At 40.4% G+C, this 25,086-nt stretch carries 21 protein-coding genes; 9 read left to right on the top strand and 12 right to left on the bottom strand.

The window, feature by feature from the left end; genetic code table 11:
• Positions 1-53 precede the first annotated feature (53 nt).
• From ACT3RM_RS09135 to ACT3RM_RS09125, 3 genes are read left to right on the top strand one after another with little or no spacing between them, the layout of a single operon-like run.
• Positions 54-1,607 carry a tryptophan halogenase family protein gene (locus tag ACT3RM_RS09135; RefSeq protein WP_441836553.1) on the top strand — a complete coding sequence of 518 codons (1,554 nt, stop codon included), beginning with the start codon at positions 54-56 and terminating at the stop codon, positions 1,605-1,607.
• Positions 1,608-1,663: 56 nt separating this feature from the next.
• On the top strand, positions 1,664-2,389 hold the full coding sequence (locus ACT3RM_RS09130; RefSeq protein ID WP_441836487.1) for a SapC family protein: 726 nt from the start codon (positions 1,664-1,666) through the stop codon (positions 2,387-2,389).
• The gene (locus ACT3RM_RS09125) at positions 2,374-3,414 is read left to right on the top strand and encodes a cupin-like domain-containing protein (protein ID WP_441836488.1); all 1,041 of its coding nucleotides are present in this window, start codon (positions 2,374-2,376) and stop codon (positions 3,412-3,414) included. Before ACT3RM_RS09130 ends, ACT3RM_RS09125 begins: the two co-directional genes overlap by 16 nt.
• 105 nt (positions 3,415-3,519) lie before the next feature.
• On the opposite strand, the gene ACT3RM_RS09120 is transcribed toward ACT3RM_RS09125, so the two are convergent.
• The 3 genes from ACT3RM_RS09120 to ACT3RM_RS09110 are packed head-to-tail and all read right to left on the bottom strand — an operon-like array spanning position 3,520 to position 8,346.
• Positions 3,520-4,557, bottom strand: a complete 1,038-nt coding sequence (locus tag ACT3RM_RS09120; protein ID WP_441836489.1) for a glycoside hydrolase family 16 protein — start codon at positions 4,555-4,557, stop codon at positions 3,520-3,522.
• Entirely contained in the window at positions 4,548-7,067 is a 2,520-nt protein-coding gene (locus ACT3RM_RS09115; RefSeq protein WP_441836490.1) for a glycoside hydrolase family 3 protein, read from the bottom strand. The genes ACT3RM_RS09120 and ACT3RM_RS09115 overlap by 10 nt, the downstream gene beginning before the upstream one ends.
• Before the next feature lie 13 nt (positions 7,068-7,080).
• A complete protein-coding gene (locus ACT3RM_RS09110) occupies positions 7,081-8,346 on the bottom strand; it encodes a sugar MFS transporter (RefSeq protein ID WP_441992932.1) in 1,266 nt (421 codons plus the stop codon).
• 234 nt (positions 8,347-8,580) lie between these two features.
• Between ACT3RM_RS09110 and ACT3RM_RS09105 the strand changes: the two genes are divergently transcribed.
• The 3 genes from ACT3RM_RS09105 to ACT3RM_RS09095 are packed head-to-tail and all read left to right on the top strand — an operon-like array spanning position 8,581 to position 12,275.
• Positions 8,581-9,915 (top strand): GH1 family beta-glucosidase, encoded by a 1,335-nt coding sequence (locus ACT3RM_RS09105; protein WP_441994836.1) that lies wholly within the window; start codon positions 8,581-8,583, stop codon positions 9,913-9,915.
• 19 nt (positions 9,916-9,934) lie between these two features.
• A complete protein-coding gene (locus ACT3RM_RS09100; protein WP_441833965.1) occupies positions 9,935-11,269 on the top strand; it encodes a glycoside-pentoside-hexuronide (GPH):cation symporter in 1,335 nt (444 codons plus the stop codon).
• A 1-nt stretch (position 11,270) separates the two neighbouring features.
• Positions 11,271-12,275, top strand: coding sequence for a LacI family DNA-binding transcriptional regulator (locus ACT3RM_RS09095; RefSeq protein WP_441833966.1), 1,005 nt, complete (start codon positions 11,271-11,273; stop codon positions 12,273-12,275).
• On the opposite strand, the gene ACT3RM_RS09090 is transcribed toward ACT3RM_RS09095, so the two are convergent.
• The 5 genes from ACT3RM_RS09090 to ACT3RM_RS09070 are packed head-to-tail and all read right to left on the bottom strand — an operon-like array spanning position 12,262 to position 17,765.
• Positions 12,262-14,223, bottom strand: a complete 1,962-nt coding sequence (locus tag ACT3RM_RS09090; protein WP_441833967.1) for a response regulator — start codon at positions 14,221-14,223, stop codon at positions 12,262-12,264. The genes ACT3RM_RS09095 and ACT3RM_RS09090 overlap by 14 nt on opposite strands.
• A 14-nt stretch (positions 14,224-14,237) precedes the next feature.
• Positions 14,238-14,699, bottom strand: a complete 462-nt coding sequence (locus tag ACT3RM_RS09085; protein ID WP_441833968.1) for a response regulator — start codon at positions 14,697-14,699, stop codon at positions 14,238-14,240.
• Entirely contained in the window at positions 14,699-16,177 is a 1,479-nt protein-coding gene (locus tag ACT3RM_RS09080; protein WP_441833969.1) for a sensor histidine kinase, read from the bottom strand. Before ACT3RM_RS09080 ends, ACT3RM_RS09085 begins: the two co-directional genes overlap by 1 nt.
• A gap of 8 nt (positions 16,178-16,185) precedes the next feature.
• The gene (locus ACT3RM_RS09075; protein WP_441833970.1) at positions 16,186-16,386 is read right to left on the bottom strand and encodes a histidine kinase; all 201 of its coding nucleotides are present in this window, start codon (positions 16,384-16,386) and stop codon (positions 16,186-16,188) included.
• Positions 16,387-16,421: 35 nt separating this feature from the next.
• Positions 16,422-17,765: a sigma-54-dependent transcriptional regulator gene (locus ACT3RM_RS09070; protein ID WP_441833971.1), complete on the bottom strand. Its 1,344-nt coding sequence runs from the start codon at positions 17,763-17,765 to the stop codon at positions 16,422-16,424.
• Positions 17,766-18,162: 397 nt separating this feature from the next.
• On the opposite strand from ACT3RM_RS09070, the gene ACT3RM_RS09065 reads away from it, so the two are divergent.
• Complete coding sequence (locus tag ACT3RM_RS09065; protein WP_441833972.1) at positions 18,163-18,675, top strand: NUDIX domain-containing protein; 513 nt, start codon at positions 18,163-18,165, stop codon at positions 18,673-18,675.
• Here ACT3RM_RS09065 and ACT3RM_RS09060 read toward each other — a convergent pair.
• Both ACT3RM_RS09060 and ACT3RM_RS09055 read right to left on the bottom strand, forming a co-directional pair.
• Positions 18,656-18,784 (bottom strand): YgjV family protein, encoded by a 129-nt coding sequence (locus ACT3RM_RS09060; protein WP_441993418.1) that lies wholly within the window; start codon positions 18,782-18,784, stop codon positions 18,656-18,658. The genes ACT3RM_RS09065 and ACT3RM_RS09060 overlap by 20 nt on opposite strands.
• 69 nt (positions 18,785-18,853) lie before the next feature.
• Positions 18,854-19,081, bottom strand: a complete 228-nt coding sequence (locus tag ACT3RM_RS09055; protein WP_441994834.1) for a hypothetical protein — start codon at positions 19,079-19,081, stop codon at positions 18,854-18,856.
• A gap of 441 nt (positions 19,082-19,522) precedes the next feature.
• Here ACT3RM_RS09055 and ACT3RM_RS09050 point away from each other — a divergent pair, with 441 nt between their 5' ends.
• The gene (locus tag ACT3RM_RS09050) at positions 19,523-20,899 is read left to right on the top strand and encodes an NAD-dependent succinate-semialdehyde dehydrogenase (protein WP_441994833.1); all 1,377 of its coding nucleotides are present in this window, start codon (positions 19,523-19,525) and stop codon (positions 20,897-20,899) included.
• A 78-nt stretch (positions 20,900-20,977) separates the two neighbouring features.
• On the opposite strand, the gene ACT3RM_RS09045 is transcribed toward ACT3RM_RS09050, so the two are convergent.
• Together ACT3RM_RS09045 and ACT3RM_RS09040 are read right to left on the bottom strand one after the other, a co-directional pair.
• On the bottom strand, positions 20,978-22,051 hold the full coding sequence (locus ACT3RM_RS09045) for an endonuclease/exonuclease/phosphatase family protein (protein WP_441833975.1): 1,074 nt from the start codon (positions 22,049-22,051) through the stop codon (positions 20,978-20,980).
• A gap of 646 nt (positions 22,052-22,697) precedes the next feature.
• On the bottom strand, positions 22,698-23,027 hold the full coding sequence (locus ACT3RM_RS09040) for a hypothetical protein (protein ID WP_441833976.1): 330 nt from the start codon (positions 23,025-23,027) through the stop codon (positions 22,698-22,700).
• 508 nt (positions 23,028-23,535) lie between these two features.
• On the opposite strand from ACT3RM_RS09040, the gene ACT3RM_RS09035 reads away from it, so the two are divergent.
• On the top strand, positions 23,536-25,086 hold a 1,551-nt coding region (locus ACT3RM_RS09035), incomplete at its 3' end, for a TonB-dependent receptor (RefSeq protein WP_444511363.1).

Raw genomic sequence — 25,086 nt, 5'->3', positions numbered from 1 at the left:
TTATGCGGCTTTTTTTTGCTACGATACTTATCCCTTAATACTGGTAATTATTGATGACTACATCTTCTATTAATCATATCGTTATTATCGGTGGTGGCAGCGCTGGTTGGTTAAGCGCAGGCTTAATTGCAGCTCAACCCCACTTAACTCATAACGCTAAAATCACTCTAATTGAATCGCCTAATGTGCCAACTTTGGGCGTTGGCGAAGGTACTTGGCCTACCATGCGCCAAACCTTAAAAACCATAGGCATTAGCGAAACGCAATTCATCCGCGAGTGCGACGCATCTTTTAAGCAAGGTTCGCGCTTTGATGGTTGGTGCCATGATGTAAAAAATAATAAAAATAATGAATATTACTACCATCCTTTTAGCTTACCCGTTGCCTATCAAAACCTAAATATTGCACCCTATTGGTTTGCACAGCACGAGGCAGTTAGTTTTAGCCATGCCGTATCAAGCCAAACTTACTTTTTTGATCATAATAAAGCCCCAAAAACTCACTTGCACAGTGACTATCAAACACACGCCAATTATGGCTATCATTTAGATGCAGGGAAATTTGCTCAGTTATTGCAACATCACTGTATTGATAAGCTAGAAGTTAACCATGTCATTAGTCATGTTGATGAAGTTATTAACGATATTGATGGCTACATTACTGCAGTAGAAACCCGGGATCGCGGCATTATAACGGGCGACTTATTTATTGATTGCTCAGGCCATCATGGCCACTTGATTGATAAGCACTATAAAGTACCATTGCAAGCACAAGATCATATTTTATTTAATAATCGCGCCGTTGCCGCACAAGTCCCTTATAAAAATGATGAACAAGAAATTTTGTCTTACACTAAAGCAACCGCACAAGATACTGGTTGGATTTGGGATATAGGCTTGCAAAGCCGGCGCGGTGTCGGCATGGTGTATTCTAGTGAGTTTGAATCAACCCAAGGTGCTAAAGATAAATTAATCAATTATTTAAAAACCACACAAAGTGATTTAGAGCCTAGCGAATTAACAATACGTGAACTTAAGTTCACCCCGGGTTATCGGGATCGGTTTTGGCATAAAAACTGTATTGCGATAGGTATGTCAGCAGGGTTTATTGAACCACTTGAAGCCTCAGCGTTAGTTATGGTTGAGCTTAGTTTAAATAACTTATTAGCGAATTTTCCAACTCATCGCAATGCGTTACCCGAACTTGCTAAGCGCTTTAATCAACAGTGTCATTATCGTTGGCAGCGTATTATTGAATTTTTAAAATTACACTACGTACTTTCAAAGCGCACGAGTGAGTATTGGCAGGCACATAGAGACGTGAATACATCGCCGCAACGACTACTCGACAACCTTGCACTTTGGCAATATCAAAGTCCATGGCTGAATGATTTTGACCGTGCTCAAGAAGTATTTTCAGCAGCAAGTTATCAATATGTTTTATATGGTATGAAACATTTACCGCAGTTCCCTAAAATAAAGATGCCCACATCCGTTATTGAGCACTTTACTAATAGTCAACAAGAAGCAAAGCAAGGGCTAGCGAAACTGCCAACTAACCGTCAGTTACTTGATCATATTCAAAAGTTTGGTTTGCAGCCTATTTAACAAAACAAATTAAGCAAACCTATTTAATTAACCTTATTGAACATGCAGGAGGCCAAATGGCCAATCACGTTTTACTTGATAATATTACCCACAAAGATTTAAAAGTGATCACCGCACGCGGCGCCCAATGGGGCGACGCCGTTAGTTGCACGACTATTTTTCCTTCTGAGTTTACTAAAGTGCAAGCTCAACAACCCATTGTATTTCGCAAACACCCACAAACAGGACAATTTGAAGCGTTAGCCTTATTTGGTTTTGAAAATAACGAAAACTTATTGCTCGATAAGCAAGGTAACTTAGCGTTAAATTACTTACCGCTAAGCATGCAGCGCCAACCCTTTTTAATTGGCCAACAAACCCAATACAACCAAGGTGTGCCTGAACAATCCTTAGTGGTGCATGTTGATTTAGACAGTCTACGTATTAATAAAGAGCAAGGTGAAGATATATTTTTAGAGCACGGCGGCAACACCGATTATTTAAATCATATTGCGCAAGTGCTCAATACCTTACACCTTGAAAACCAAGCCCTACCCGCTTTTTTTGAACAACTGTTAGCACTTAATTTAATTGAAGCATTTTCGATTGAATATCAACAACAAAATGGCGATAAAGTGACTGTGGGCGGCTTTTATACCATCAACCAGCAAACGTTAAATAGCCTAACAACTTCGCAACTACAAAACTTACAACAAAGCGGTTATTTACACGCAATTTATATGGCGGTTGCTTCACTTGAGCAAATCCCAATGTTGTTGAGAAAAAAGTGGCTACAGCAGTAATGCAAAGCTCTACTCTACAAATACACCAGCAAGTTAAAGAATGTCATCTTGATGATATTACCGACTTACCTGCTTTTTTGGCAAAGCAAGCCACACCGATTGTTATTAGAAATGTGTGCGCGCATTGGCCAATGGTCAAAAATGCAAAACAAAGTGATGCACAAGCACTGAGTTACTTAAAAAGCATTGCGAGCAGCTCTTCTATACGTGCGTTTTCAGCGCCAGCAAAAGAGCAAGGTCGTTACTTTTATAATACCAATATGAGTGGATTTAACTTTACACAGTATGCCAGTAACTTAAGCGAGCTACTAACAACATTAGAACATTTAATAACAACAGAAAATCCAGATTCACACTATATGGGATCAACTTCCTGTGATTATTGTGCACCTAAATTTACCACACAAAATCCATTACAAGTAACCTCCCATGATTGCTTAAAAAGTTTATGGGTGGGCAATCATAGCTGTATTTCAGCTCATTATGATAATGCCGACAACCTTGCCTGTGTTGCTGCGGGTAATCGTGAGTTTATTTTATTTCCCCCAGAGCAAGTAGATAACTTATACGTAGGTCCGTTGGAGTTTACTCCTGCAGGACAAGCAGTTAGTTTGGTAGACTTTGATAACCCTGATTTCAACCGCTTCCCTCGCTTTAAAAACGCCCTCAACAACGCGCTAATAGCAAAACTGCAACCAGGCGACTGCATATTTATCCCCGCCCTTTGGTGGCATCATGTAAGCGCACAAAGCCAATTTAATGTGTTGGTTAATTACTGGTGGCGACAAGCGCCAGATTATTTGGCAAACCCGTTTGATGCCATGTTACACAGCATGTTAGCGATTAAAGATTTGCCACAATCTCAGCGTAATAATTGGCAGCAATTTTTCGAACATTATGTATTCAGTGAAGACAAAGATTTAGGCGCACATATAGCAGAAAATGCGAAAGGAGTTTTAGGGGATATTGACGATCAAACAGCACGCAAAATTCGTCAATTATTGCTGCAAAAGCTCAACCGCTAATAGTTTTTTAATTGACTATATTTGAGTCAAAAGCCAGTTAATGTAGCGAGTTCGGCGATACATTAATTAGCTAAAGACTCAAAGTTATTTAAGTTAATATAATAGTTACTTAGATACACCTTCAATTTGCTGGGCAGTATCTTGATAGGTCGCGCAACCTTTGCCTGTTTTAGTATCTACAGAACATTGAAATACGCGTACATAATCCACCTGCATTTGCTTAGGAAAACCACTTTCATCCACGCCTTTTTCATTCACATTAGCAGGCCAATTGCCGCCAACTGCAAAGTTGAGTAATAAATGAAAATGCTTATCAAATGGGGCAAAACCGCCATTTTCGATAAAAGAGCCATTGGCTTGCGCTGAACTTGAGTACCATTGTTCGCTTTCAAATGTTGCATAATGCACATCATCTACATACCAACGCATTTCATCCTCTTGCCACTCAAGGGCATAAGTATGAAAGGTATCAGCTGGGTTTTGCTCTGCTGTAAAACTATAAGCTAATCCACTGTATACGTTTTCAGGTGCAGGACCGCCATAATGCAATGTGCCATGCACTCGGCTTTCAGGCGTGCCAACTGGCGCTGTTTTATCATCAGTCGGAACTTTTAAATTAACCGCTTCCATGATGTCAATTTCACCAGATGACGCCCAGCGACCATACTCCCAATCAGTAGGTAGCATCCAAACTGCAGGCCAAGCACCTTGTCCAGCGGGAAGTTTGGCGCGAATTTCAAACCGGCCATAACGCCAATCACCTTGACCTTTTGTACGTAAACGCGCTGATGTAAATGGTTGTGTGCCTTGTAGCTTTTTTTGCTCGTCACTAGTTACTTCATCGCTATTATGTAAAGGCCCAGTGTACTCACCTTTTAATGCAACAATGTGTAATAAGCCGTCCTTTAGGTAACTGTTTTGCTCGCGAGCGGTATAACATTGCTGCTCGTCATTACCGCCACCACGACAATTAACTTCGTGCTGCCATTTATTTAAGTCAATGCTGTTGGCATTAAATTCATCTTGCCAAACCAGCTGCCACCCTTTTCCTATACTCGCTTGAGTTGATGCAACTTGCTCGGCCTGTTGGCAGGCGCTTAATGCGCCGACCAACAATATTGTTGTAGTTACTTTTACTGACATGCTATTGCTGTGTTATCAGCACGCTCAGCGATAATGCTAAGCTTAGCAATTGATACCTGCCATGGCGCAGCGGTACTTAACTGCCAAGGTGAGAAAACCTGAGCTAAGTTAATCCCTTGCTCTGCAAAGCAACTTAAATCTATATTTAAAGTTTGCCATTCATCAGTGCGATTTAATTGCTCAGCTATATCTAACTTTCCTTGGCAATCATCACCACATTGCATACCAAGCCAAAGCGGCGCATTTGCGTGTTGATCCACTTTAATTTGCATTTGTAGTTGTCCTGACTTTTCAACATACGAACGTAAATCCGACGGAAATGCCGACATTAATCGCACAGCTGCTGACTCAGCTCCGCTGAAAGTAATTGCACGCGCATCTTCTTGTACGTCTTTATCAAACGTTTTAACACTTACAGCACCGACAGTTTCACGGCTGCTTGCCATGGTTTTTTGTTGCTCACCACTTTGCAACTCCAAGCTCCAAGGAGCTTTAACTGCGCGTTCAAATAACACTAAGTTTTTAAGCTTTTGTGATGACTCGCTTTTCTCTATCAGGTCATCATTAAGCGTATTGCTATCTGAGTAAGTTAAACCAAAACCATAAGGTAATAGTGGCGAGTAATCAGCGTCACCACGATTTTCGTTATCGACTGGATTATTAGGCCAAGAGAACGATAATTTACCTTTAAAGTCATGATTAACTGAGCCATCTGTATTGGCAAACAATACATCACTTATCGCATCACCTTCACTACCTGGAAGCCAAGTGGCAACAAATGCATCACTGGCATTAAGCTCTGCGTTTACCCACATTGGGCGACCACTAATAAATAATGACACTACCGGAATACCGGCATCTTTAAACTTACGTAAAAGAGCTAAGTTTGTTTTATTTCCACGTTGGTATTCAAGGTTATCTAAATCACCATTACCTTCAGCGTAAGGTTGTTCACCAAATACAACAATCGCTACATCTGGGCGTGCATCGAACTCACCCTTTAAGTCATATTGAACTTGTCCGCCCGCTTGCATTACAGTGTGTTCAATACCATCAAAAATAGACGTACCACCTGGGAAGTCGCTATTTTCGTTGCCTGTACCTTGCCATGTCACACTCCAACCACCTGACTGCATACCAATGTTATCGGCGCCAAGCCCTGCAACAAGTACATTTGCTTTTGGTGACAATGGAAGTAACTTTTGTTTATTTTTAAGTAACACCAGTGATTCTCGCACTGCTTGCTTAGCAACAGCACGATGCTCTTTACTGCCAATCACCTCTGTTTCACCTGACAAAGGACGCTTGGCTGGGCTTGGCTTATCAAATAATCCTGCTCGCATTTTTACGCGTAAAATACGCGTTACTGCATCATCAATACGCGACTTTGCAATTTCACCACTATTTACTTGAGCAATTACGTTTTCATACAATGGTTTCCACGCATCGGTTGGTACCATATATACGTCTAGGCCTGCATTAGCAGCTTGTGCACAATTGCCATTAGTGCACCCTTCAATTTGCCCGTGACCGTTCCAATCACCGACTACAAAACCATCAAAGCCCATTTTATTTTTTAGTACATCAGTCAGTAGGTACTTACTGCCATGAATTTTTTCACCATTCCAGCTATTAAACGATGCCATAACGGTTTGCGCACCAGCCCCTAAGCCTCCAACATAACCTTGTGCATGAATATTAAATAAGTCTGCTTCGCTATCAATATTATCACCTTGGTCGTCACCGCCCTGCGTACCACCATCACCTAAAAAGTGCTTAACAGTACTTATTACTCGCTTATCAGATAAAAAGTCTTTATCAACAGCTCCTTGCAAACCTTTTACAATTGCCGCTGAATAGTCTTTTACTATTTGTGGATCTTCTGAGTAACCTTCGTAGGTACGACCCCAGCGATCATCACGTACTACAGCAACTGTTGGGGCAAACACCCAATCAATACCGGTTACCATAACTTCTTGCGCGGTTGCAGCGGCTATTTTTTCAATCAGTGCAGGGTTGTTAGCTGCGCCTAAACCAATGTTATGAGGGAATAGAGTCGCGCCAATTACATTGTTATGACCATGTACAGCATCAGTCCCCCACATAGTTGGAATACGACTACCATCAAGCGAATCATCAATTGATGCTTGATACATTTTTTCGGCTAATTCGATCCAATCATCAGCTGTGGCATGTTTATCATTATTTGGAAATGCACCACCACCATTTAAGTAAGAACCAAAACCATATTTACGCATATCTTCAACAGTGATATCGCGAATTTCAGGTTGAATCATTTGCGCTACTTTTTGCTCAAGAGTCATACTTGCTACAAGCGCTGCTATTTTCGACTCCATAGCGGCATCATCTTTAATACCTGTTTGAATCGTTGGCCAAATTTCTTTGTCAGTCGACTTTTTATCTTGCGAATTCCCGAAGCCTGAACAGCCGTTCATCGCGATTGTTGCAATCATTAGCGCCGACAGTGTGAATGTTTTTTTTAAAATCATGTTATGCACCTAATTATTGATGGCGAGTTGAAGAAGATACTTTTGAGCCAAATAGCGCAAAGTAAGTAATATATAAATAACAACCAATAGGTAAAAGTAGCGCTAACTGCACACCTATATTGTCGGCCAGTACGCCTTGTAATAATGGAATAATCGCACCACCTACAATAGCTAAACATAAAATACCGGAACCTTGTGAGGTATATTTTCCAAGGCCTTGTAGCGCTAAACTGAAAATAGTCGGGAACATAATTGAATTGCATAAACCGACTAATAAAATAGCCCACATAGCAAGTATACCTTGGCCGGTCATGGCCACTAAAACAAGCACTACAGCTAATAAGCCATGGCACGCCAACACTTTACCGGCATTAAGCTTTTGCATCACTACTGCACCTATAAACCGGCCAATCATAGCGCCTGCAAAGTAATAGCTAATATAATGAGCTGCTTGTTGCTCAGTAAAACCGGCAATATTTTCAAGCGTTAAAAAGCCCACTAAAAAGCTACCAATTGCCACCTCTGCACCGACATAAACAAAGATCCCCACAGCCCCTAAAATTAGGTGGCGATACTGCCATACACTACCTAAATCAACAAACCCCTCAACATCCTGACTTTCAGCTTCAGAGTCTGTGGTTTTACCCAGTTTAGGGAGTTTTAAAAAAGCAAAAATAATCGCCATAATTAACAAACTCGCAGAAAGCATCAAATAAGGAAACTTAACTTGTTCTGCTGTTGCTTGGCTTACTTCGCTTAGGATTAACCAGCCACCAATAATGGGGGCAACCGTCGTACCCAGTGAGTTAAAAGCTTGGGTCATGGTTAAACGTGAAGAAGCCGTTTTTGCTGCGCCCAATACACTAACGTACGGATTCGCAGATACCTGCAAAATAGTTATTCCTGAAGCAAGTACAAATAAAGCAAACAAAAACAGTTCATAAACATGGGCATCAGCAGCGGGATAAAAAAGCGCACAACCAATGGCAGCAACCACTAATCCAACAACAATACCGTATTGATAACCTATCTTACTGACTAACTTACCGGCAGGAATAGACATCACAAAGTAGGCACCAAAAAAGCAAAACTGGATTAGCATTGCTTGGGTATAACTCAGTGAAAACATACCTTTGAGGTAAGGAATCAAAATATCGTTTAAACAGGTTATAAATCCCCACATAAAAAACAAGGTCGTCAATGACGCTAAAGCAAAGGTTTGCTTGGGTGTAGACTGTAGGCTTTGTGTTGCCGATACAGACGAAGAGATATGAGCCATAAATTTTCTCTTATTATTTATAGTTATCAGTAAATTACAACTTAAAAATTGTTTTTCATTAGAATTTCAAAGACAAATAGTAGTTGCAACATTTAATGTAAGCGCTTACATTTATATCATACAAATCAAATTTAGCAATTCATTTACAAAAACTTGTAAGCGCTTACATTGAAAGGTTATGTTGTGTTCAATTAAGTTGCTGCAAAAACTGTAAGTTAAAGGACAACTCAAATCGTGTTTAAATCTATATCTTTATTACCTGAATCCGCATTACTAAAACCACAGTTTACTTTTGGTGTTGCAACAGCTTCTTTTCAAATCGAAGGCGATCGGCACTCTCGCCTACCGTGTATTTGGGACACTTTTTGCAAACAACCAAATACAATTGATGATAATAGTAATGGTGATGTAGCCTGTAATCACGTTGAGCTTTGGCAGCAAGACGTAGAGATGATTGCTGATTTAGCTGTTGATGCGTATCGATTGTCTATTTCGTGGCCACGCGTTTTGCATCAAGATGGCACAGTTAATCAACAAGGAATCGGATTTTATCGCGATTTATTAACTGCATTAAAAGCACGTAATATTAAAACTTATGTCACCTTATATCACTGGGACTTACCACAGCACTTAGAAGATAACGGGGGCTGGCAAAACCGCGAAACAGCCTATGCTTTTGCAGCTTATACTGATTTGGTGAGTAAAGAACTTGTTGGATTAGTCGATTCATATGCGACTTTAAATGAACCGTTTTGTAGTGCTTATTTAGGTTACGAAATTGGTGTACATGCGCCTGGTATAAAAAGTCAAAAAGCAGGTCGACAAGCTGCGCACTATTTATTATTAGCTCATGGCCTTGCTATGCAAGTACTACGTAAAAACTGCCCTTTGATAGAGGCTGGGATTGTGCTTAACTTTAGCCCCGCTTACCCCCTAACTCCCGGTGATACTCAAGCGGCACTATTGGCAGATCAATATCACAACCAGTGGTATATAAAAGCCGTCCTTGAAGGACAATACCCTGACTTACTAAATCAGCTGTCGTCAACAGTAAAGCCAGATATAAAACAAGGTGATATGGCAATTATTAGCCAACCGATCGACTTTATTGGTGTAAATTACTACACCCGTATACATTACCAAAATACTACTGATAATTGGTTTAGCGAAGTTGACTTAAAAAATATTGAAGTGACAGATATGGGATGGGAGGTATATCCTCAAGGGCTAACCGAATTACTTGTCTCTCTTGATAAGTTATACTCACTGCCAAAAGTATATGTAACAGAAAATGGCGCTGCAATGGCTGATACCTATGAAAACGGTCAAGTATTAGATTATCAACGCGTTAGCTATTATCACACTCACATTAATGCTGTTAGTGATGCCATTGATCAAGGTGTTAATGTGCAAGGTTATTTTGCTTGGAGCTTAATGGATAACTTTGAATGGGCGTACGGCTATAAAAAACGTTTTGGCCTTGTTTATGTGGACTACCAAAGCCAACAAAGAACATTAAAAGAAAGTGCCAAACAATATCGAGCACTATTAAAACATCGCCAAAAATAACAATAATGAGTGCCAACTTATGCTGACAAAAAAAGAAAAAATAGCCTATGGTTTAGGTGACACTGCAAGTAACATCATTTTTCAAACGGTGATGCTATTTTTAACTTTCTTCTATACCGATATATTTGGTATTTCTCCTGCAATTGTTGGCACTATGTTTTTAGTTGTGCGGGTTGTTGATGCTGTGACTGATCCATTAATGGGCGCCCTCACGGACAAAACAAGCACTAAATATGGCAGCTATCGCCCTTATCTTTTATGGCTAGCGGTACCGTTTGGTATCGTCAGTATAATTACTTTTACTACTCCCGACTTATCGTCAACAGGTAAAGTTGTCTACGCGTTTATAACTTACACTTTACTAATGCTGGTATACACAGCAATTAATATTCCTTATTCCGCTCTTGGTGGCGTGCTTAGCCGCGACCCAGCAGAAAGGGTATCCATTCAATCCTACCGTTTCGTATTTGGTATGTTTGGTGGGCTTATAGTTAGTAGCTGCACTTTGTCATTAGTAGACTGGCTTGGTGAAGGCGATAATGCACTAGGTTATCAGCTAACAATGGTAATTATGAGTGTATTAGGCGTGACGCTGTTTTTAATTTGTTTTTACTTTACCAAAGAACGCATCAGCAACCCTCCCAATAAGCAGCTAAATATTAAACAGCAAATGGCTACGCTTTGGCAAAATGGTCCTTTTAGGGTGCTGTGCGCCGCATCAGTAGTACTTTTAACCAGCATGGTACTGCGTACCACTTTAGCCATTTATTATGTGAAATATGTACTGGGTGAAGCTGATTTAGTTACACAATTCGTTACCCTTGGGATGATTGGCAATATTTTAGGCTGTGCCTGCGCGCAACCACTTAGCAAGCGTGTTGACAAAAAAACCGCCTATATTTATTTACAATACATATCGGCTGTTATTAGTTGCATTGCGTTTTGGTTACCAGGAGAAAACCTGTTTATCGCTTTTGGAGTTTACTTTTTATGGTGCTTTTTCACGCAAATGGCAACTCCTTTACTATGGGCTAAAATGGCTGACACTATTGATTACGGACAGTGGAAAACAGGCCAACGCTTAACGGGTTTAGTATACGCAAGCGTGGCGTTTTTTATAAAACTAGGCTTAGCACTTGGCGGCGCTATTGCGGGTTGGCTATTGGCATATTATGGCTACCAAGCAAATACCGAAATAAGCGAAGCCACTAAATCAGGAATTTTAACCTCATTTACTTTATTTCCAGCCATTGGTAGCGTGCTTGTAGCCTTGATCATGAAAAGGTATATTCTTGATAATAAAACTGTGCTGCAAATAGATGCTGAATTAGCCGCTAACAATAAAAAGGAATAATATGGCCACCATATACGAGGTGTCAAAGCTTGCCGGGGTTTCTCTTGCAACCGTATCAAGGGTAATGAATAACAACGCCAACGTGAGCGATAACACGCGCGAAAAAGTCACCACAGCGATGAATAAGCTTGGCTACCGCCCTAATTCGATAGCACAGTCGCTCGCATCAAACTGCTCAAATAGTGTGGGCCTATTAGTATCAAAGCTCGACGGCCCATTTTATGGTCCAATGATGAGCGGCATTGAAAATATATTTCGAAGTCATGGTAAACATGCCATCATTGCCGCAGGTCATAGTGATGCTGAGCGTGAGCAACAAGGTATTGAATTCTTGATCAGTCGTAATTGTGATGGCCTTATTTTGCATGTAGAAGCGGTAAGTGACGAATACCTGATTGCATTAAGTAAAGGTAAAATTCCTTTTCTATTACTAAACCGATATGTTCCTGATATTAGCGATCGTTGTATTATTTTAGATAACATTTATGGTGGTTACATTGCATGTAAACATATACTTGAGCAGGGCCATAAAGATATAGCTTATATCAGTGGACCACTTTGGAAAAAAGATGCCCAAGATCGTCTTTCAGGCCACAAACAAGCCTTAGCAGAATTTGAGCAAGAATTAAATTGTGAGTTGCTTTATCAAGGTGACTATACAGAATCAAGTGGCTATGAGGGCTTCAAGCAACTGCATAACGATAATAAAACATTTTCAGCACTTATTTGCGCCAATGATGAAATGGCAACAGGGGCAATGGTCAGCGCTCGAGAGCAAGGCATTGCCTTACCAGAGCAACTTTCGATTATGGGGTTTGATAATATATTTTTCACACGTCACGTATATCCGCCATTGACCACGATTAATTACCCTATAAATGATATGGGCACTATGGCAGCAAACTGGATGCTAAATGAACTGTATCAAAAAAACACCTTGCCACTGCAAACCTTATTTAAACCTGAGCTGGTGATCCGCAATTCAGTAATTGCTAACCCTCAATGAGTTGAGTTAGCAAGCTTAAATTTATTGGCTTGAGTAACACGTGCTCTATCTCTAGCTGCTTTATCTTTTGAGGATCTGGCTCTGCGCCACTGATAATAACAAGGTTTAGCGCTGGATGCTGACATTTTAATTGACTAGCCAAAGTTAAACCATCGCCATCAGGTAAATGCATATCAAGTAGTACTTTATCAAAGGTACTGTCGGTGTTTAATGTCTCTATACATTGCTCACAACTATTGACTATAACGGTTTCAACCGCAAGACTCTCGAGTAACAGCTGAGTAATTTGCGCCGCATCATGGTCATCCTCTAACAACAAAAAGCGTAAATTAGCAGCTGGAACCTCTGGTGTAGGGTGTGCAGGCTTTGTCTGCTGATGGTCGTCAAGGTAATTAGCTAAAGTTTGATACAGTAAATTAGAATCTACTGGCTTACCTATAACATCATCAAAACCAAGTGCTGATAGCTCATTATGTATCCCCTTCATGGTTGCGGCAGTAAGGGCAACTATGCCCCCTTTAAAACCTTGCTTTCTAAGCTCAATTGTTGCCTCTTTACCGCCCATTACAGGCATGTGAATATCAATAAAGATTAACTCATAAGGCGAGCCTTGCTGCTCTGCACAGCGAACTTTTTCAAGGGCTTGCTTGCCGTGCTCAGCATAGTCTACTTTTGCACCGGCAGAACTTATCATATGCCCCACTAAAACACGTAAATCTCTAAGGTCATCAACTACCAGTACACGACCACTGACTTTACAAGGTGCTGTTTTTTGCTGCATATTCGGCGTTAAATCAAGCTTTAATGGCTCTCTTTGCACACCATTAATATTGCCCGGGTGCACTGAAATAATAAACTCAGAGCCTTCACCCACAGTCGATTCTAAATCGATACTGCCGTGCATTCGCGTTAATAACTCTGAACATATAGCCAGCCCAAGCCCTGCACCACCGACTGAACGGGACTCAATATCTGCTATTTGTTCAAAGGGCTTAAAGATCAACTCTTGCTTTTCAGGGGCAATCCCCAAACCTGAATCTTTAATGCTGAAAAAGAGCATTTCTTGGTCGTTAACAAATTCAGTCCAAGCACGCACAACAATCTCACCTTGCTCGGTAAATTTTATTGCATTATTAATAATATTTATAAGGATTTGACGAAAGCGTGTTGCATCTAGATTAACCAATAGTGGCAATGACTGTAACGACTCAAAACGCAAACACAACCCTTTATCAAGTGCAGATACACGCATTAAGGTAAAAACATCAGCCATTAGACTGTCGAGATTTACTTCGCTGAAGTTAAGCTCAAGTTTGTCGGCCGCTATTTTAGATAAGTCGAGAACATCATTAAGTAAGCTCAGTAGGTGCTTTCCGTTACGATAAATCACCCCTAGCTCGTTGTTTGCGTGCTGATTAAACTCGCTTTGCAACAGCAGCTCGGTATAACCAAGTATTGAAGATAGCGGCGTGCGTAACTCATGGCTTAAGTGGGCTAAAAAGCGGTCTTTTGAACGGTTTTCAGCTTCCGCCTTTAAACGCTCAACACGCTCACCTTCGACATCTCGCCTTGCTAGAGCATAACGAATAGAGCGCGCGAAACGACTACTGCTCATTTCACTTTTAACTAAATAATCAACAGCTCCGGCATCAAGCGCTGCATTGTCAAGAGCTTCATTAGATTGCCCGGTAAGCATAATGATAGGACCATTGTAACCATTTTCAATTGCTTGCTTAAGTACCACTAAACCGTCGGATGCACCAAGGCGGTAGTCAAGCAGGCAAATGTCATGCTGGTTTTGACTTAATACTTCTACGGCTTTTATAGGGCAGCTGACCCACTCAACATCAAAATTGTGGGAGCTTAAGCTTTTAAGATAATCACAAGTAAGAATATAATCATCTTCATCATCTTCAACAAGTAGCAGCTTGGTTGCCCTATCTATCATTATTTCTCCTGCGATTAATCGTTAAAGCTACTAGGTAGCTCTACAAACTCAACCCAATATTTGCCCAGTGTTTTCATTAAATCAACTAAGCCATCAAAGGTAACAGGTTTTGTAATATACGAGGCTGCACCTAAGTTATATCCTTTAACCATATCTTCTTCCTGCTTAGATGTAGTTAAAATAACGACCGGGATACCTTTAAGGTTAGGGTTACCTTTAATTGCCTCTAAAGCTTCTCGACCATCCATCCTCGGCATATTTAAATCAAGTAAAATAAGTCCTGGGCGAGGTGAAGAATCGCGCTCTTCAAACTTGCCTTTACGCTCTAAATACTCAAGTAGCTCAACACCATCTTCAACAAAGTGAAGCTCGTTAAGAACGCGACTTTCTGCTAGCGCATCTTGAGTTAATAAACGGTCATCTTCATCATCGTCAGCCATTAAAATGGTGATTGGTTTTACTGTATTAAGTGGCATTACGCCTCCCCTTGCAATGTGAAAAGCTCTGCTTCCACAGGTAATTTAATTATGAAGGTTGCCCCTTCACCACTTTCACTTTGCGCCGTTATAGTTCCACCATGGCGTTCAACAATTCGACGACATACAGACAAGCCAATGCCTGTGCCTTTATATTGTGAGCGTCCGTGTAAACGCTGAAACGGTACGAAAATCTTATCTGTATACTCTTCTAAGAATCCAATGCCATTATCTGTAACTGTAATAACTTGCCATTCAATATCTGTATTATGAGTTTCACTAAATTCGCTCTGATGCTGATAATTAATACTGATCCGTGGTGCCACATCAGGGCGTCTAAACTTAACAGCATTTGAAAGTAAATTTAAAAAAAGCTGATGCATCTGGCTAGGATCAGCCTGAATAACCGGCATATCATCAATATCAACCTCAGTGTCAGATTCTTTAATTGCGATTTCTAAATCGCTTACAACCTCACTCAACACTTTACTCAAATCAATATCGATAAACTCTCTACCTCGCGTAGTGACCCGAGAAAACTCAAGTAAATCATTAATAAGGTTTGACATTCTTTGTGCTGCGCTTTTCATGCGGCCAATGTAATCAATACCTTTTTCGCCGAGTTCATCTTTAAACATAGTTTCAAGGCGATCGCTAAACGCTTGAATTTTCCTCAGAGGCTCTTGTAAGTCATGACTTGCTACAAACGCAAAGTCTTCGAGTTCTCGGTTTGAACGGCTTAATTCATCAGAGTAAATCATTAACTCTTGGGTCCGCTCAGAGACCTTGCTTGCAAGCATTTCATTTTGCTGCTCCAGCTCTGAACGGTAAATACTGGCATTACGTAAATTAATCCGCGTAAGTATAAACATGCCTATAATCAATAAAGCACTAGTAATTGCTGTTATTGCAAACGTAATTTTAGCATCCTTTTTTATTTCTGCTAATTTCACAAACTGACTAATCTTAAAGTTAAGTTCCCGCTCTTCAATTTGTCCAACAAGTGTTAGTATTTGCTCGTATAAATCACGTCCTTTGTGGGTTTCTAGTAAATAATGGGCACGTCTGTCTTCATCTGCCAAGGCTAAATCAGCAGTTTTAGTGAGTACAGCTACTTTGTCATCGACTAAAAAAAGCAAGCGAGCAATATCGTCAGCCTGCCCCTCAATAGATGAGCTGAGGCTTTTAACCAAGCTTACCTGAGATTTTAGTTGTAATATGGCCTCGTAATAAGGGGTTAAATAAGTTTTATCACCGGTGAGTAAATAACCACGCTGCCCTGACTCTGCTTGTACAACAGATAAATGTAACTTACTGATAGCTGTTGTGATCATGCTGGTGTTATCCAAGCTCTGCTGAGTCTTGGTTAAACTATTAATTATATTAACGGCTAAAAAGCTATTACCTACAATAATACACAATACAATACCGATAAAACTCGCCCATATAAGGTTCGCTTTGCCCTGCCATTTTTTCATTAAATGTCCTATTGTGAATCTGATATTTTTTGCAAGCTCTCGCTGCACTGTTGGCAGTTAGCAATTATTTTATCAAGCGCCACTAGCGCTTTGTCTTTTGGCATATCATTTTCAAGTACTAACTTAATAAGCTCAGCATTCATCGAGATACGGTTAAGTGGTGCACGCGCGTCATGTACTAATTTGTTAATCGGTTCATTACTACTCATACTGCCCTCTTTGTTTCTTTAATCTAGTGTCAGGCTTACTTGTATTCGCCAATCCCACCATAAGCATTTAAACGGTTATACAAGGTTTTTGTGCTTATCCCGAGCATTTGTGCTGCTAAGGTTTTATTACCTTGTACTTTATCTAAAGTCACGTGGATCAACTCTCTTTCAACCTCTTCGATGGTTTGCCCAGCACTGACTTTATTTTCTTCAGTCTGTAATTTATTGATACGTGAAAAAGGTGATTCTAAATTTTCAGGTAAGGTAATACTGCTTTCCTTTGGGTCACTCATAATAAAAGCACGGTGGATAGCATGTCGTAATTCGCGCACATTACCCGGCCAATCGTGGCTTTCCAATACTTTTAGCTGGATACTTTGCCAGCTATAGTTGGTACCATTTTCATCGTTAAGCTGGGTTAAAAATGCTTTAGCAAGTAACGAAATATCTTCTTTTCGGTCACGCAGTGCTGGAATCTCAATCGGGAAAACCGCCAAACGAAAATAAATATCTTCGCGAATAATATTATTTTGGGCAAGTTCGGTTAAAGAGCGGTTAGTCGCAGATATAACCCGGCAGTTTACCGGTTGTTCACGATTACCGCCTACCCGAGTTACTTTTTTACTCTCAAGTACACGCAGTAAATTTGGCTGCATATCGATAGGCATTTCGGTTACTTCATCTAAAAATAACGTACCGCCACCGGCTTGCTCAAACACCCCTTCTTTACGAGCTATAGCGCCAGTAAAAGCGCCTTTTTCATGGCCAAACAACTGACTTCCTATCAATTCTTTTGAAAATGCACCACAGTTAGTCGTAACTAAAGGGCCATCGCATTTACTCGCATTATGAATTGCCTGTGCTACAACTTCTTTACCCGAGCCACTTTCACCCATCAGCATTACATTGGCAGAAGTGGCCGCCACACGTTCAACCATAGTGTAAAGATCTTTCATTACTTGTGATTCACCAATAAGCGTATCAAAATGTTTAGTTACAGCAGGCTTCGAGACTTTTTTATCGCCGCTTTTTTTAGGCGATAAAACCAGTTCAATATCTTCGCGTTGTAATGGCTTAACTAAATGGCCAACATTAGGAGCGCACATCTCAGCTAATTTACCCTTAATAGAGGGGTGGCCAGAAATAAGCGTGATTTTGGGATTATGGATAGACTGCTGTAAGTGTTCAATTAAGTGTAAGCCACTGCCGTCGGGGAGCATGAAATCTAAAAAAACATGGTCAAAGGTATTATTCTCAAACCATTGCTGAGCTTCCGCCAAATTAGCAGCAGTACTAATGTTGTGCCCTAAAAACTCAATGATATGACAAACTACCTCGCTAAACTCAGCATCGTCATCAACTAAAAGTATGTTTAACATATAAAATTCCTGTGCTTTTTTCTTATTCTACGCTGCCGCATTTGCAAAATAAAGTAAATTAAACCTTAACGCATTATAATAACAGCTTATAAATTTTTAGCCGAAATAAATACTCCTCACAAGCTAAAAACCTCGACTAAATGTCTATTATTGCTTGCTATTTATTTAGGGGGTTACTTTTTGTTGCTCTATTTTCACTTATTATTTCAGCGATTAAGTCAGTAGAGTAAAGCAGGTGCAGTTATCGACAGCCTATGAGGCTATAAATCTCACACTGTGATTAAATACCTTCGTTTTACCCCCCTGAAAAATCAACGGTCACTTTAGACAAATATTCGCTTTACACGCTACACACGTTAAAATAGCATTGCTCTAACTTATATAAGCAAGCCTAATTATGAAACTACTTCGCGACGTCATACACCCAAGCCTTGGCATTGTTAATGGTACGCAGTTTACCCGCGAAACCACGCGTGCCATTGTCATTAAAAATGAGAAGATTTTGCTTTTGTATACACCGCGTTATGACGACTACAGCTTACCCGGCGGTGGGATTGATAACGGTGAAAGCATCGAACAAGGCCTAAAACGTGAGCTTTTTGAAGAAACAGGCGCGCAAGATATACAAATAACGGGTCAGCTTGGTATGTACCAAGAGTATCGCCCTTGGTACAAAGATGACTATGACATTATCCATATCAAATCATACTGCTACTTTTGCAGTGTGAGTGACCAATTTGCAAAACCCTGCATGGAACTCTACGAGCAACAAAATGGTATGCAACCAAAATGGATGGATATTAATACTGCCATTGCTCATAACGAAACCACCATGGCCATGAGCGACAAGCAAGGTATGTCGATTCAACGAGAAACTTTTTTACTTAAGCTCATAGCTCAACACCCTTAAGCGTGTTTTCTCTTATATAAAAACGAGATAATCCAACAAGGTTACTAGCAATAAAAATACTTTCCATCAATACCGCCACAGGTGAGCCAACTCTCATGTTATGGGAGATCCAAAAAAGTGAACGACGGTCAGTAATACTAAGCTAAAAACACAGTAAGATAGGTTTACGGGCTTTAAATTATAATGACGCTAAACCTAATAAAGTCGCAGTAGAAATCACGCTACCACTGTAGCTTTTTATCCTGCTTACGATAGACGGCTCTGGCAAACCAAAGTGAAAGCTCACCACCGGCGGTTTAAATGGCGCAATTAAATCGACTATACCTGCATCAATGGGTTTTCGTGATGCACTCATTCCTAACGTTGACTCATCAATATCAAACTCAGCAAAGTAAGGTGCAAGCAATGTATGCCAATCTGCTTTTTGTTCGTGACTATAACTGAGCGGTGTATGACAAAAAAGTTGAGGTTATAAGATTGCTCGCTAGCTTGAGGGAGTTTTGTAAGCTCACTCAGTAACTACTCTTTAGGCAGCATAGCGCAAGGTAGAGAACTTAAGCCACCGCCATTACACAGCGATTACTAAATTTGTATTTTGAACGTCGCTTGTATTAACGCTAAACGGGTATTAAACAATTTTGCCATATTATACTCCTTGTAACTTTTTCAGCTACCTGCACTTTTTACCGGCATAAGACTAAATAGCGACTTAAATTAATAAGCGAATGAGCCACGTGGAAATTAAAAGTTCATTAATTACAATAAAATATAACTATAAACGAACTAAATATAGAGTTGGTGTCAGCCTTGCAAACGCTTACACAATATTATTTGTAAGGAGATAATGATGTCTAATACAGTAAAAACTATTAATCCCACCACCGAGCAGCCTATTAATGAATATACTTTGCTTACTTTAGCCCAAGCACAAGCAGAGGTCGATAAAGCCCAGCAAGCTTTTTTAGATTGGCGTACCACTACATTTACCGAACGAGCTAAACATTTAAACCAGTTAGCTGTTGTATTTGAGCAGAACAAAGAAGCAATCGCTAAATTAATGACCGAAGAGATGGGCAAAGTATATCCGCAAGGATTTCAAGAAATTGAACTATGTGCAGCTATATGTCGTTATACAGCTGAAAATGGCCCAGTGCAATTAGCTGATGAAGAACGAGATATGCAAGGCGGCAGAGCAATAGTGACCTACCGACCAACAGGCGTTCTACTCGGTATTCAACCTTGGAATTTTCCGCTTTACCAAGTGATACGTTATGCAGTTACTAATATCATGGCTGGTAATACAACCGTACTTAAACACGCTGGTAATGTGTTTGGTATGGCCGAAAAAATTGAAAGTATGTTTGATGAAGCTGGATTCCCTGATCATGTATTTAAGAACCTACTAGTTGATGGCAAAACGGCCAGTGAACTGATTGATCATAAAGCGATTCGCGGAGTGACATTTACCGGTAGCGACGGCACGGGTAAAAAAGTAGCCGAGCGCGCTGGCAAACAAGTAAAGAAAACCGTATTGGAACTAGGTAGTAACGATGCCTACATGGTGCTTGATGATGCCGATTTAACACTTGCAGTCAAAACCTGCATGCAAGGACGCATGGTCAATAACGGTCAAACCTGTGTTTCTGCTAAACGATTTGTGGTTGTTGATGCTCTTTATGACGACTTTAAAAAAGCCATTACTGAGCAGTTTGAAGGGATGAAAGTCGGCGACCCAATGAGTGATGATACCGACTTAGGCCCAATGGCTCGTGAAGACTTACGCGATAAAATTCATCAACAAGTACAAGAATCAGTAAAAGCCGGTGCATCAGTTGTAACAGGTGGAGAAATTCCAGAGCAAACAGGTTACTACTACCCGCCAACACTGCTTGAAAACTTATCACCTGGCATGCCCGCCTATGACGATGAGTTATTTGGCCCAGTTGCCTCTTTAATTAAAGCAAAAGACAATGATGACGCTATGCGCATTGCTAACGACTCCCGTTATGGCTTAGGCGGCGGTATATTTTCAAAAGATGAGAAAAAAGCCATCGATCTGGCTAAAAAGCACTTTGATACCGGCATGATCAACATCAATGGCTACGGTCTTGCACAACCAAACTTACCCTTTGGTGGCGTAAAAGACAGCGGCTACGGCCGCGAACATGGTGGCTTTGGTATTCGTGAGTTTGTGAATATCAAAACAATTATGATTAATGAGTAAACGTTAATAGCTCCCCCCAAAAGGCCACTCATGTGGCCTTTAATCTACAGAAAAGTCAGCTCTAAATAACAGTGCACGCTAATCAAAAGTCGGGACTTGGTGTTTATCTAGATGATCCATCATCAGCTCATCAGCCACTTGTGCGGTGACACTGGTTTGTTCATACGTAGATTGCTGATCGATTTGTTGATGCACAAGCTCGGTTAATAGTGCAAAGTGATCTGAGCCATATTTGTCTAAGCGCTTAATACGTTTCACGGTAAAGCCACCACTATGAAAAAGGTGATCAAGTGGCCAACGCATGAAAAAATAATCAGCATGGAAAGTATTAAAAAAGCCGCGACCTTTACGAGGGTCGAGCAAGCCACTTATTTGCATAAATAAACGCGTAGTGCGTGACCATGCCACATCGTTTAAATCCCCAGCAACTATCACCGGACGTTTACACTCTTTTAATGCTTTAGCGACCATAACAAGTTCGCTATCACGCGGACGAGAGGTGTCTTCTTCGGTTGGACTTGGTGGCGCAGGGTGAATAAAGTGCCCTTGCATCTCAATCCCTTCTGCGTTTTCAAAAAGGATATGAATAGATGGCACATCTTCTTCAACTAATTGACAAACTTGCGCTTGCTTAATTTTAAACTTACTAAACAAATGCATACCATAGCGGTTATCTTTTGCACAATCGATACTATAAGGGTAATCATCTTTTAAAGGTGCCAGCTCATCTTGCCACCACTTATCACTTTCAAGAGTTATTAATAAATCAGGTTCATGGCGCTTAACTAAATCGAGTAGTGCCGCACTATTTTTATTCGACATAAGCACATTAGCCGACATGATCCTTACGCTATGACGTTTGCCCTTTTGCGCATGGTTAACCTCTTTAGGAGCAATAAAGGTATATGGATAAATCCACCAGCTCTGCAAGGCAAGTGAAATAACATTAATGGTTAGTAGGCTAAGCTGTATCCATGTAAAGGAGTCTACAACAGCCAGCCAAATAATAACGACGAGCATAAAAATAGCCAGATAAGCGATTTGTAGCCTGACAAAGTCACAACTTCGAACTAGATAATGCTGACTATATGAAAGTGGCAACGCACTCACCAATAACAAAAATCCGCTGATAATAAAAAGAGCTGTATACACAAAGTCTCCCTGTAGGCTTATTTTTAACTAAGTAAGTTAAGTACATTTTAAACGCATTGTTTTTTGACTATTAAGCAGTTGCTATCAATGCCTTTGCCGTTAATTTAATTCATACCATTTTGATTACCCATCTATCATAGCCTTAAACCTATGAAAAACAACAAGGGCTTTATCCTTGTTACGGTATTAATACTCACCTCCATGGCTATTTTAGTAATCCAAGATAATCGCCACTATGGTGGAGTCAACCATTAGAGGCGCCAGCCCTTTGACGATTCCGGGTCAAAGTAGCTTGACTATTATTCAAGATAAATTAAATATTGGCAGCGACGCACAAGTTTACACTTCAAGTAATGGTATGACCGCTCAAAGAAAGTCGCTATTTAGTATATGCACCGTTAAGCAATGTTGATTAGCATCAGCGGGTGGCTTTAAAGGCTCTGTTTTAGGTAATACCGTGAATATATCTGGTGCTGACGGCATCATCTGCGATACCGCATTAAGTCAAACCACCGAACGCGATGGCAGTACTTCAGGTCCAGGCAGCCACCTAGTATTTAAAGGCTGGCGTTATGCAAATAAAGTAAAGATGAAAGTTACCAAGCTATTGTGGTCAAGCAACTTTCAATTAAGCCACTTTCAATTTTCATTTACCACGACTCAAAATAGAAAGTATTTCTCGTGTGTTATGTACCAAGTGGATAATAGTGTCATCGACTTCAATCGTAATTACATTATCACGGCCAATCGGTGTTAATATTTTTCCATATCTATAGATATCATGATCTAGAATATCACCCCGGTGATACTTTTTTTGCCAACCTGGCGGTAATTGTCCACCATTGGCTACTTTTTTCTGTAAGCCTGGTGGCAAACTACCTTTTCCCGTATGTTTATTCTTGTACTTTTGTTTAGCATCAACACCACTCGTCATCATTCCCAGTGCTAATACAGCCAAGTATATAAATGCTTTCATAAATAGCCTCTATTTAACTGAACTTAAACATAGCAAAGATTTATGAACTTCACATGAAGTGTACTAACTATAACAACGTCTAATCGTGTAATTGATGCCAGCTCACTATCAATAAAATTTCTCGTGTGTCATGCACTTGGTGGATTAGTAAACCATCAACTTCTAATAATATTAGCTCCTTACGCTCACCCTATCATGTTCACGTTCATGTTTAGCACTTGCTTGTACCGATAATATACTTTTCCCTAATACGGCTAAAAAAGTTGCAAATATGTATTTTATTATAAAAACCTTCAACGGCTATTTCGCTTTAAAGCCTAACAGTCTCGCATGAATCAAACAGCAACTACATTTCAGAACATATAAAGACAGTGAGTACTTACATTAAAATGAAAGTTAAAGAAAAAAACAGAGTGACTACTTAAAATAATTCACATTATCGTAATTGCTAGTTATCACTGGAGTTGTTATTTTATACTTGACCTAAATAATAATTTTAAGGAAAACAATGCGTTTATTTATAGTCCCCGCTGCATTACTCACCTCCACATTAAGCGTAGGTAGCGAAAAAAACGATATTGAACGTATTACCACTACCGCATCACGCGCAGAAGTAAGCGCAGAACCTCTGCCTTTAGTAATAAGCAGCATCACTAAAGAGCAGCTAGATTTAATTGCCCCGACTCATATTGAACAAGTATTAAAGCAAATTGCTGGTGCTAATATTCAACATGGCAATGGCCAAGAATATTTGCCGGCCTTGCGCTCTCCTGTTCTTTCGGGCGCAGGAGCGTGTGGTGGAATATTGACCGCAGAAGACGGAATTCCTCTTCGCGCAGCGGGGTTTTGTAATATAAACGAGTTATTTGAAGCACACACTGAAATGGCCGAACGTGTAGAAGTATTAAAGGGACCAGGCTCTGTCCTTTACGGCTCAAATGCCGTACATGGCGTAATTAATGTAATTACCCCTGACACGACTTACGATGAACACTTGCTTGGGGTTGATTTAGGTTCTTATGGTTACAGCCGTTTAAAACTTAGAAGTGGTACAGACTTGGGTAATCAAGGTATTGGCATAAATGCCAGTGTTACTCGTGATACAGGTTACCGTGATGATGAAAGTGTCGACCAAGAAAAATTAAATCTGCGCCATCGCTATGAAAGTGATGACTTTTTAGTGAATACAGGGCTAAGTTACACTCATTTAGATCAAAAAACAGCTGGGTTCATTGAGGGCTTTGAAAGCTATAAAGACGATGAAATAGCACAAAAAAACTTTGATCCTGACGCATTTAGAAAAGCTCGTTCATTTAGACTTTGGTCAAAAGTACAATGGCAAACAGCCCAAGACGTAGTCACTATTACACCGTATGTCCGAAGCCAAAGCATGACGTTTTTTAAACACTTTTTACCGGGTACGCCCCTTGAGGAAAATAGCCAAAATGGCGTTGGCGTACAATCTCTTTGGCGACATACTTACTCGGAGAAGTTAACCCTTAATTTAGGGCTGGACAGCGAATACACCCGCGCTGATTTTTTGCAGTATCAAGCAGAACCAACTCAAGGTTCAGCATTTTTAGTCGCGACAGTTCCACAAGGTAAACATTACGATTATGATGTAACCAGCACCCTACTGGCTCCATTTGTTAGCCTTGATTGGCAATGGCAGAAACTTAGCGTAAATTTAGGCGCTCGGTTTGAGCAACTCAATTACGACTACACTAATAATTTGCTCGCTGGGCGTACGAAAGAAGATGGCAGCGAATGCACAATGGGCGGCTGTCGCTACTCACGCCCGCCTAGTGGCGAGAATAAATTTACTAACACATCCCCAAAGCTTGGCCTCAGCTACCAATTAAGTAATAACAATTACATATATGCAAATGCATCAAGGGGCTATCGCGCCCCACAAGCGGCTGAGCTTTATCAATTACAACGTGAGCAACAAGTCGCTTCTCTCGCATCTGTAACTGCCGACAACGTTGAAATGGGCTTTAAAGGCCAATACCAACAGCTACATTATGTATTTTCGGCGTATGCGATGAACAAACAAAAC

The sequence above is a fragment of the Pseudoalteromonas sp. AOP7-A1-14 genome (assembly GCF_052376275.1).
Taxonomy (GTDB): Bacteria; Pseudomonadota; Gammaproteobacteria; order Enterobacterales; family Alteromonadaceae; genus Pseudoalteromonas.
Note: the sequence above shows the minus strand (reverse complement) of the source record. Positions and strands in the feature narration are given on the sequence as shown.

Bases quoted from the DNA above. Each gene is read 5' to 3' on its own strand.
- ACT3RM_RS09050 (WP_441994833.1), top strand. From the start codon at position 19,523: ATGTCTAATACAGTAAAAACTATTAATCCCACCACCGAGCAGCCTATT.
- ACT3RM_RS09065 (WP_441833972.1), top strand. From the start codon at position 18,163: ATGAAACTACTTCGCGACGTCATACACCCAAGCCTTGGCATTGTTAAT.
- ACT3RM_RS09090 (WP_441833967.1), bottom strand. From the start codon at position 14,223: ATGATAGATAGGGCAACCAAGCTGCTACTTGTTGAAGATGATGAAGAT.
- ACT3RM_RS09085 (WP_441833968.1), bottom strand. From the start codon at position 14,699: ATGCCACTTAATACAGTAAAACCAATCACCATTTTAATGGCTGACGAT.
- ACT3RM_RS09070 (WP_441833971.1), bottom strand. From the start codon at position 17,765: ATGTTAAACATACTTTTAGTTGATGACGATGCTGAGTTTAGCGAGGTA.
- ACT3RM_RS09095 (WP_441833966.1), top strand. From the start codon at position 11,271: ATGGCCACCATATACGAGGTGTCAAAGCTTGCCGGGGTTTCTCTTGCA.
- ACT3RM_RS09130 (WP_441836487.1), top strand. From the start codon at position 1,664: ATGGCCAATCACGTTTTACTTGATAATATTACCCACAAAGATTTAAAA.
- ACT3RM_RS09115 (WP_441836490.1), bottom strand. From the start codon at position 7,067: ATGATTTTAAAAAAAACATTCACACTGTCGGCGCTAATGATTGCAACA.
- ACT3RM_RS09110 (WP_441992932.1), bottom strand. From the start codon at position 8,346: ATGGCTCATATCTCTTCGTCTGTATCGGCAACACAAAGCCTACAGTCT.
- ACT3RM_RS09075 (WP_441833970.1), bottom strand. From the start codon at position 16,386: ATGAGTAGTAATGAACCGATTAACAAATTAGTACATGACGCGCGTGCA.
- ACT3RM_RS09120 (WP_441836489.1), bottom strand. From the start codon at position 4,557: ATGTCAGTAAAAGTAACTACAACAATATTGTTGGTCGGCGCATTAAGC.
- ACT3RM_RS09135 (WP_441836553.1), top strand. From the start codon at position 54: ATGACTACATCTTCTATTAATCATATCGTTATTATCGGTGGTGGCAGC.
- ACT3RM_RS09100 (WP_441833965.1), top strand. From the start codon at position 9,935: ATGCTGACAAAAAAAGAAAAAATAGCCTATGGTTTAGGTGACACTGCA.
- ACT3RM_RS09040 (WP_441833976.1), bottom strand. From the start codon at position 23,027: ATGAAAGCATTTATATACTTGGCTGTATTAGCACTGGGAATGATGACG.
- ACT3RM_RS09080 (WP_441833969.1), bottom strand. From the start codon at position 16,177: ATGAAAAAATGGCAGGGCAAAGCGAACCTTATATGGGCGAGTTTTATC.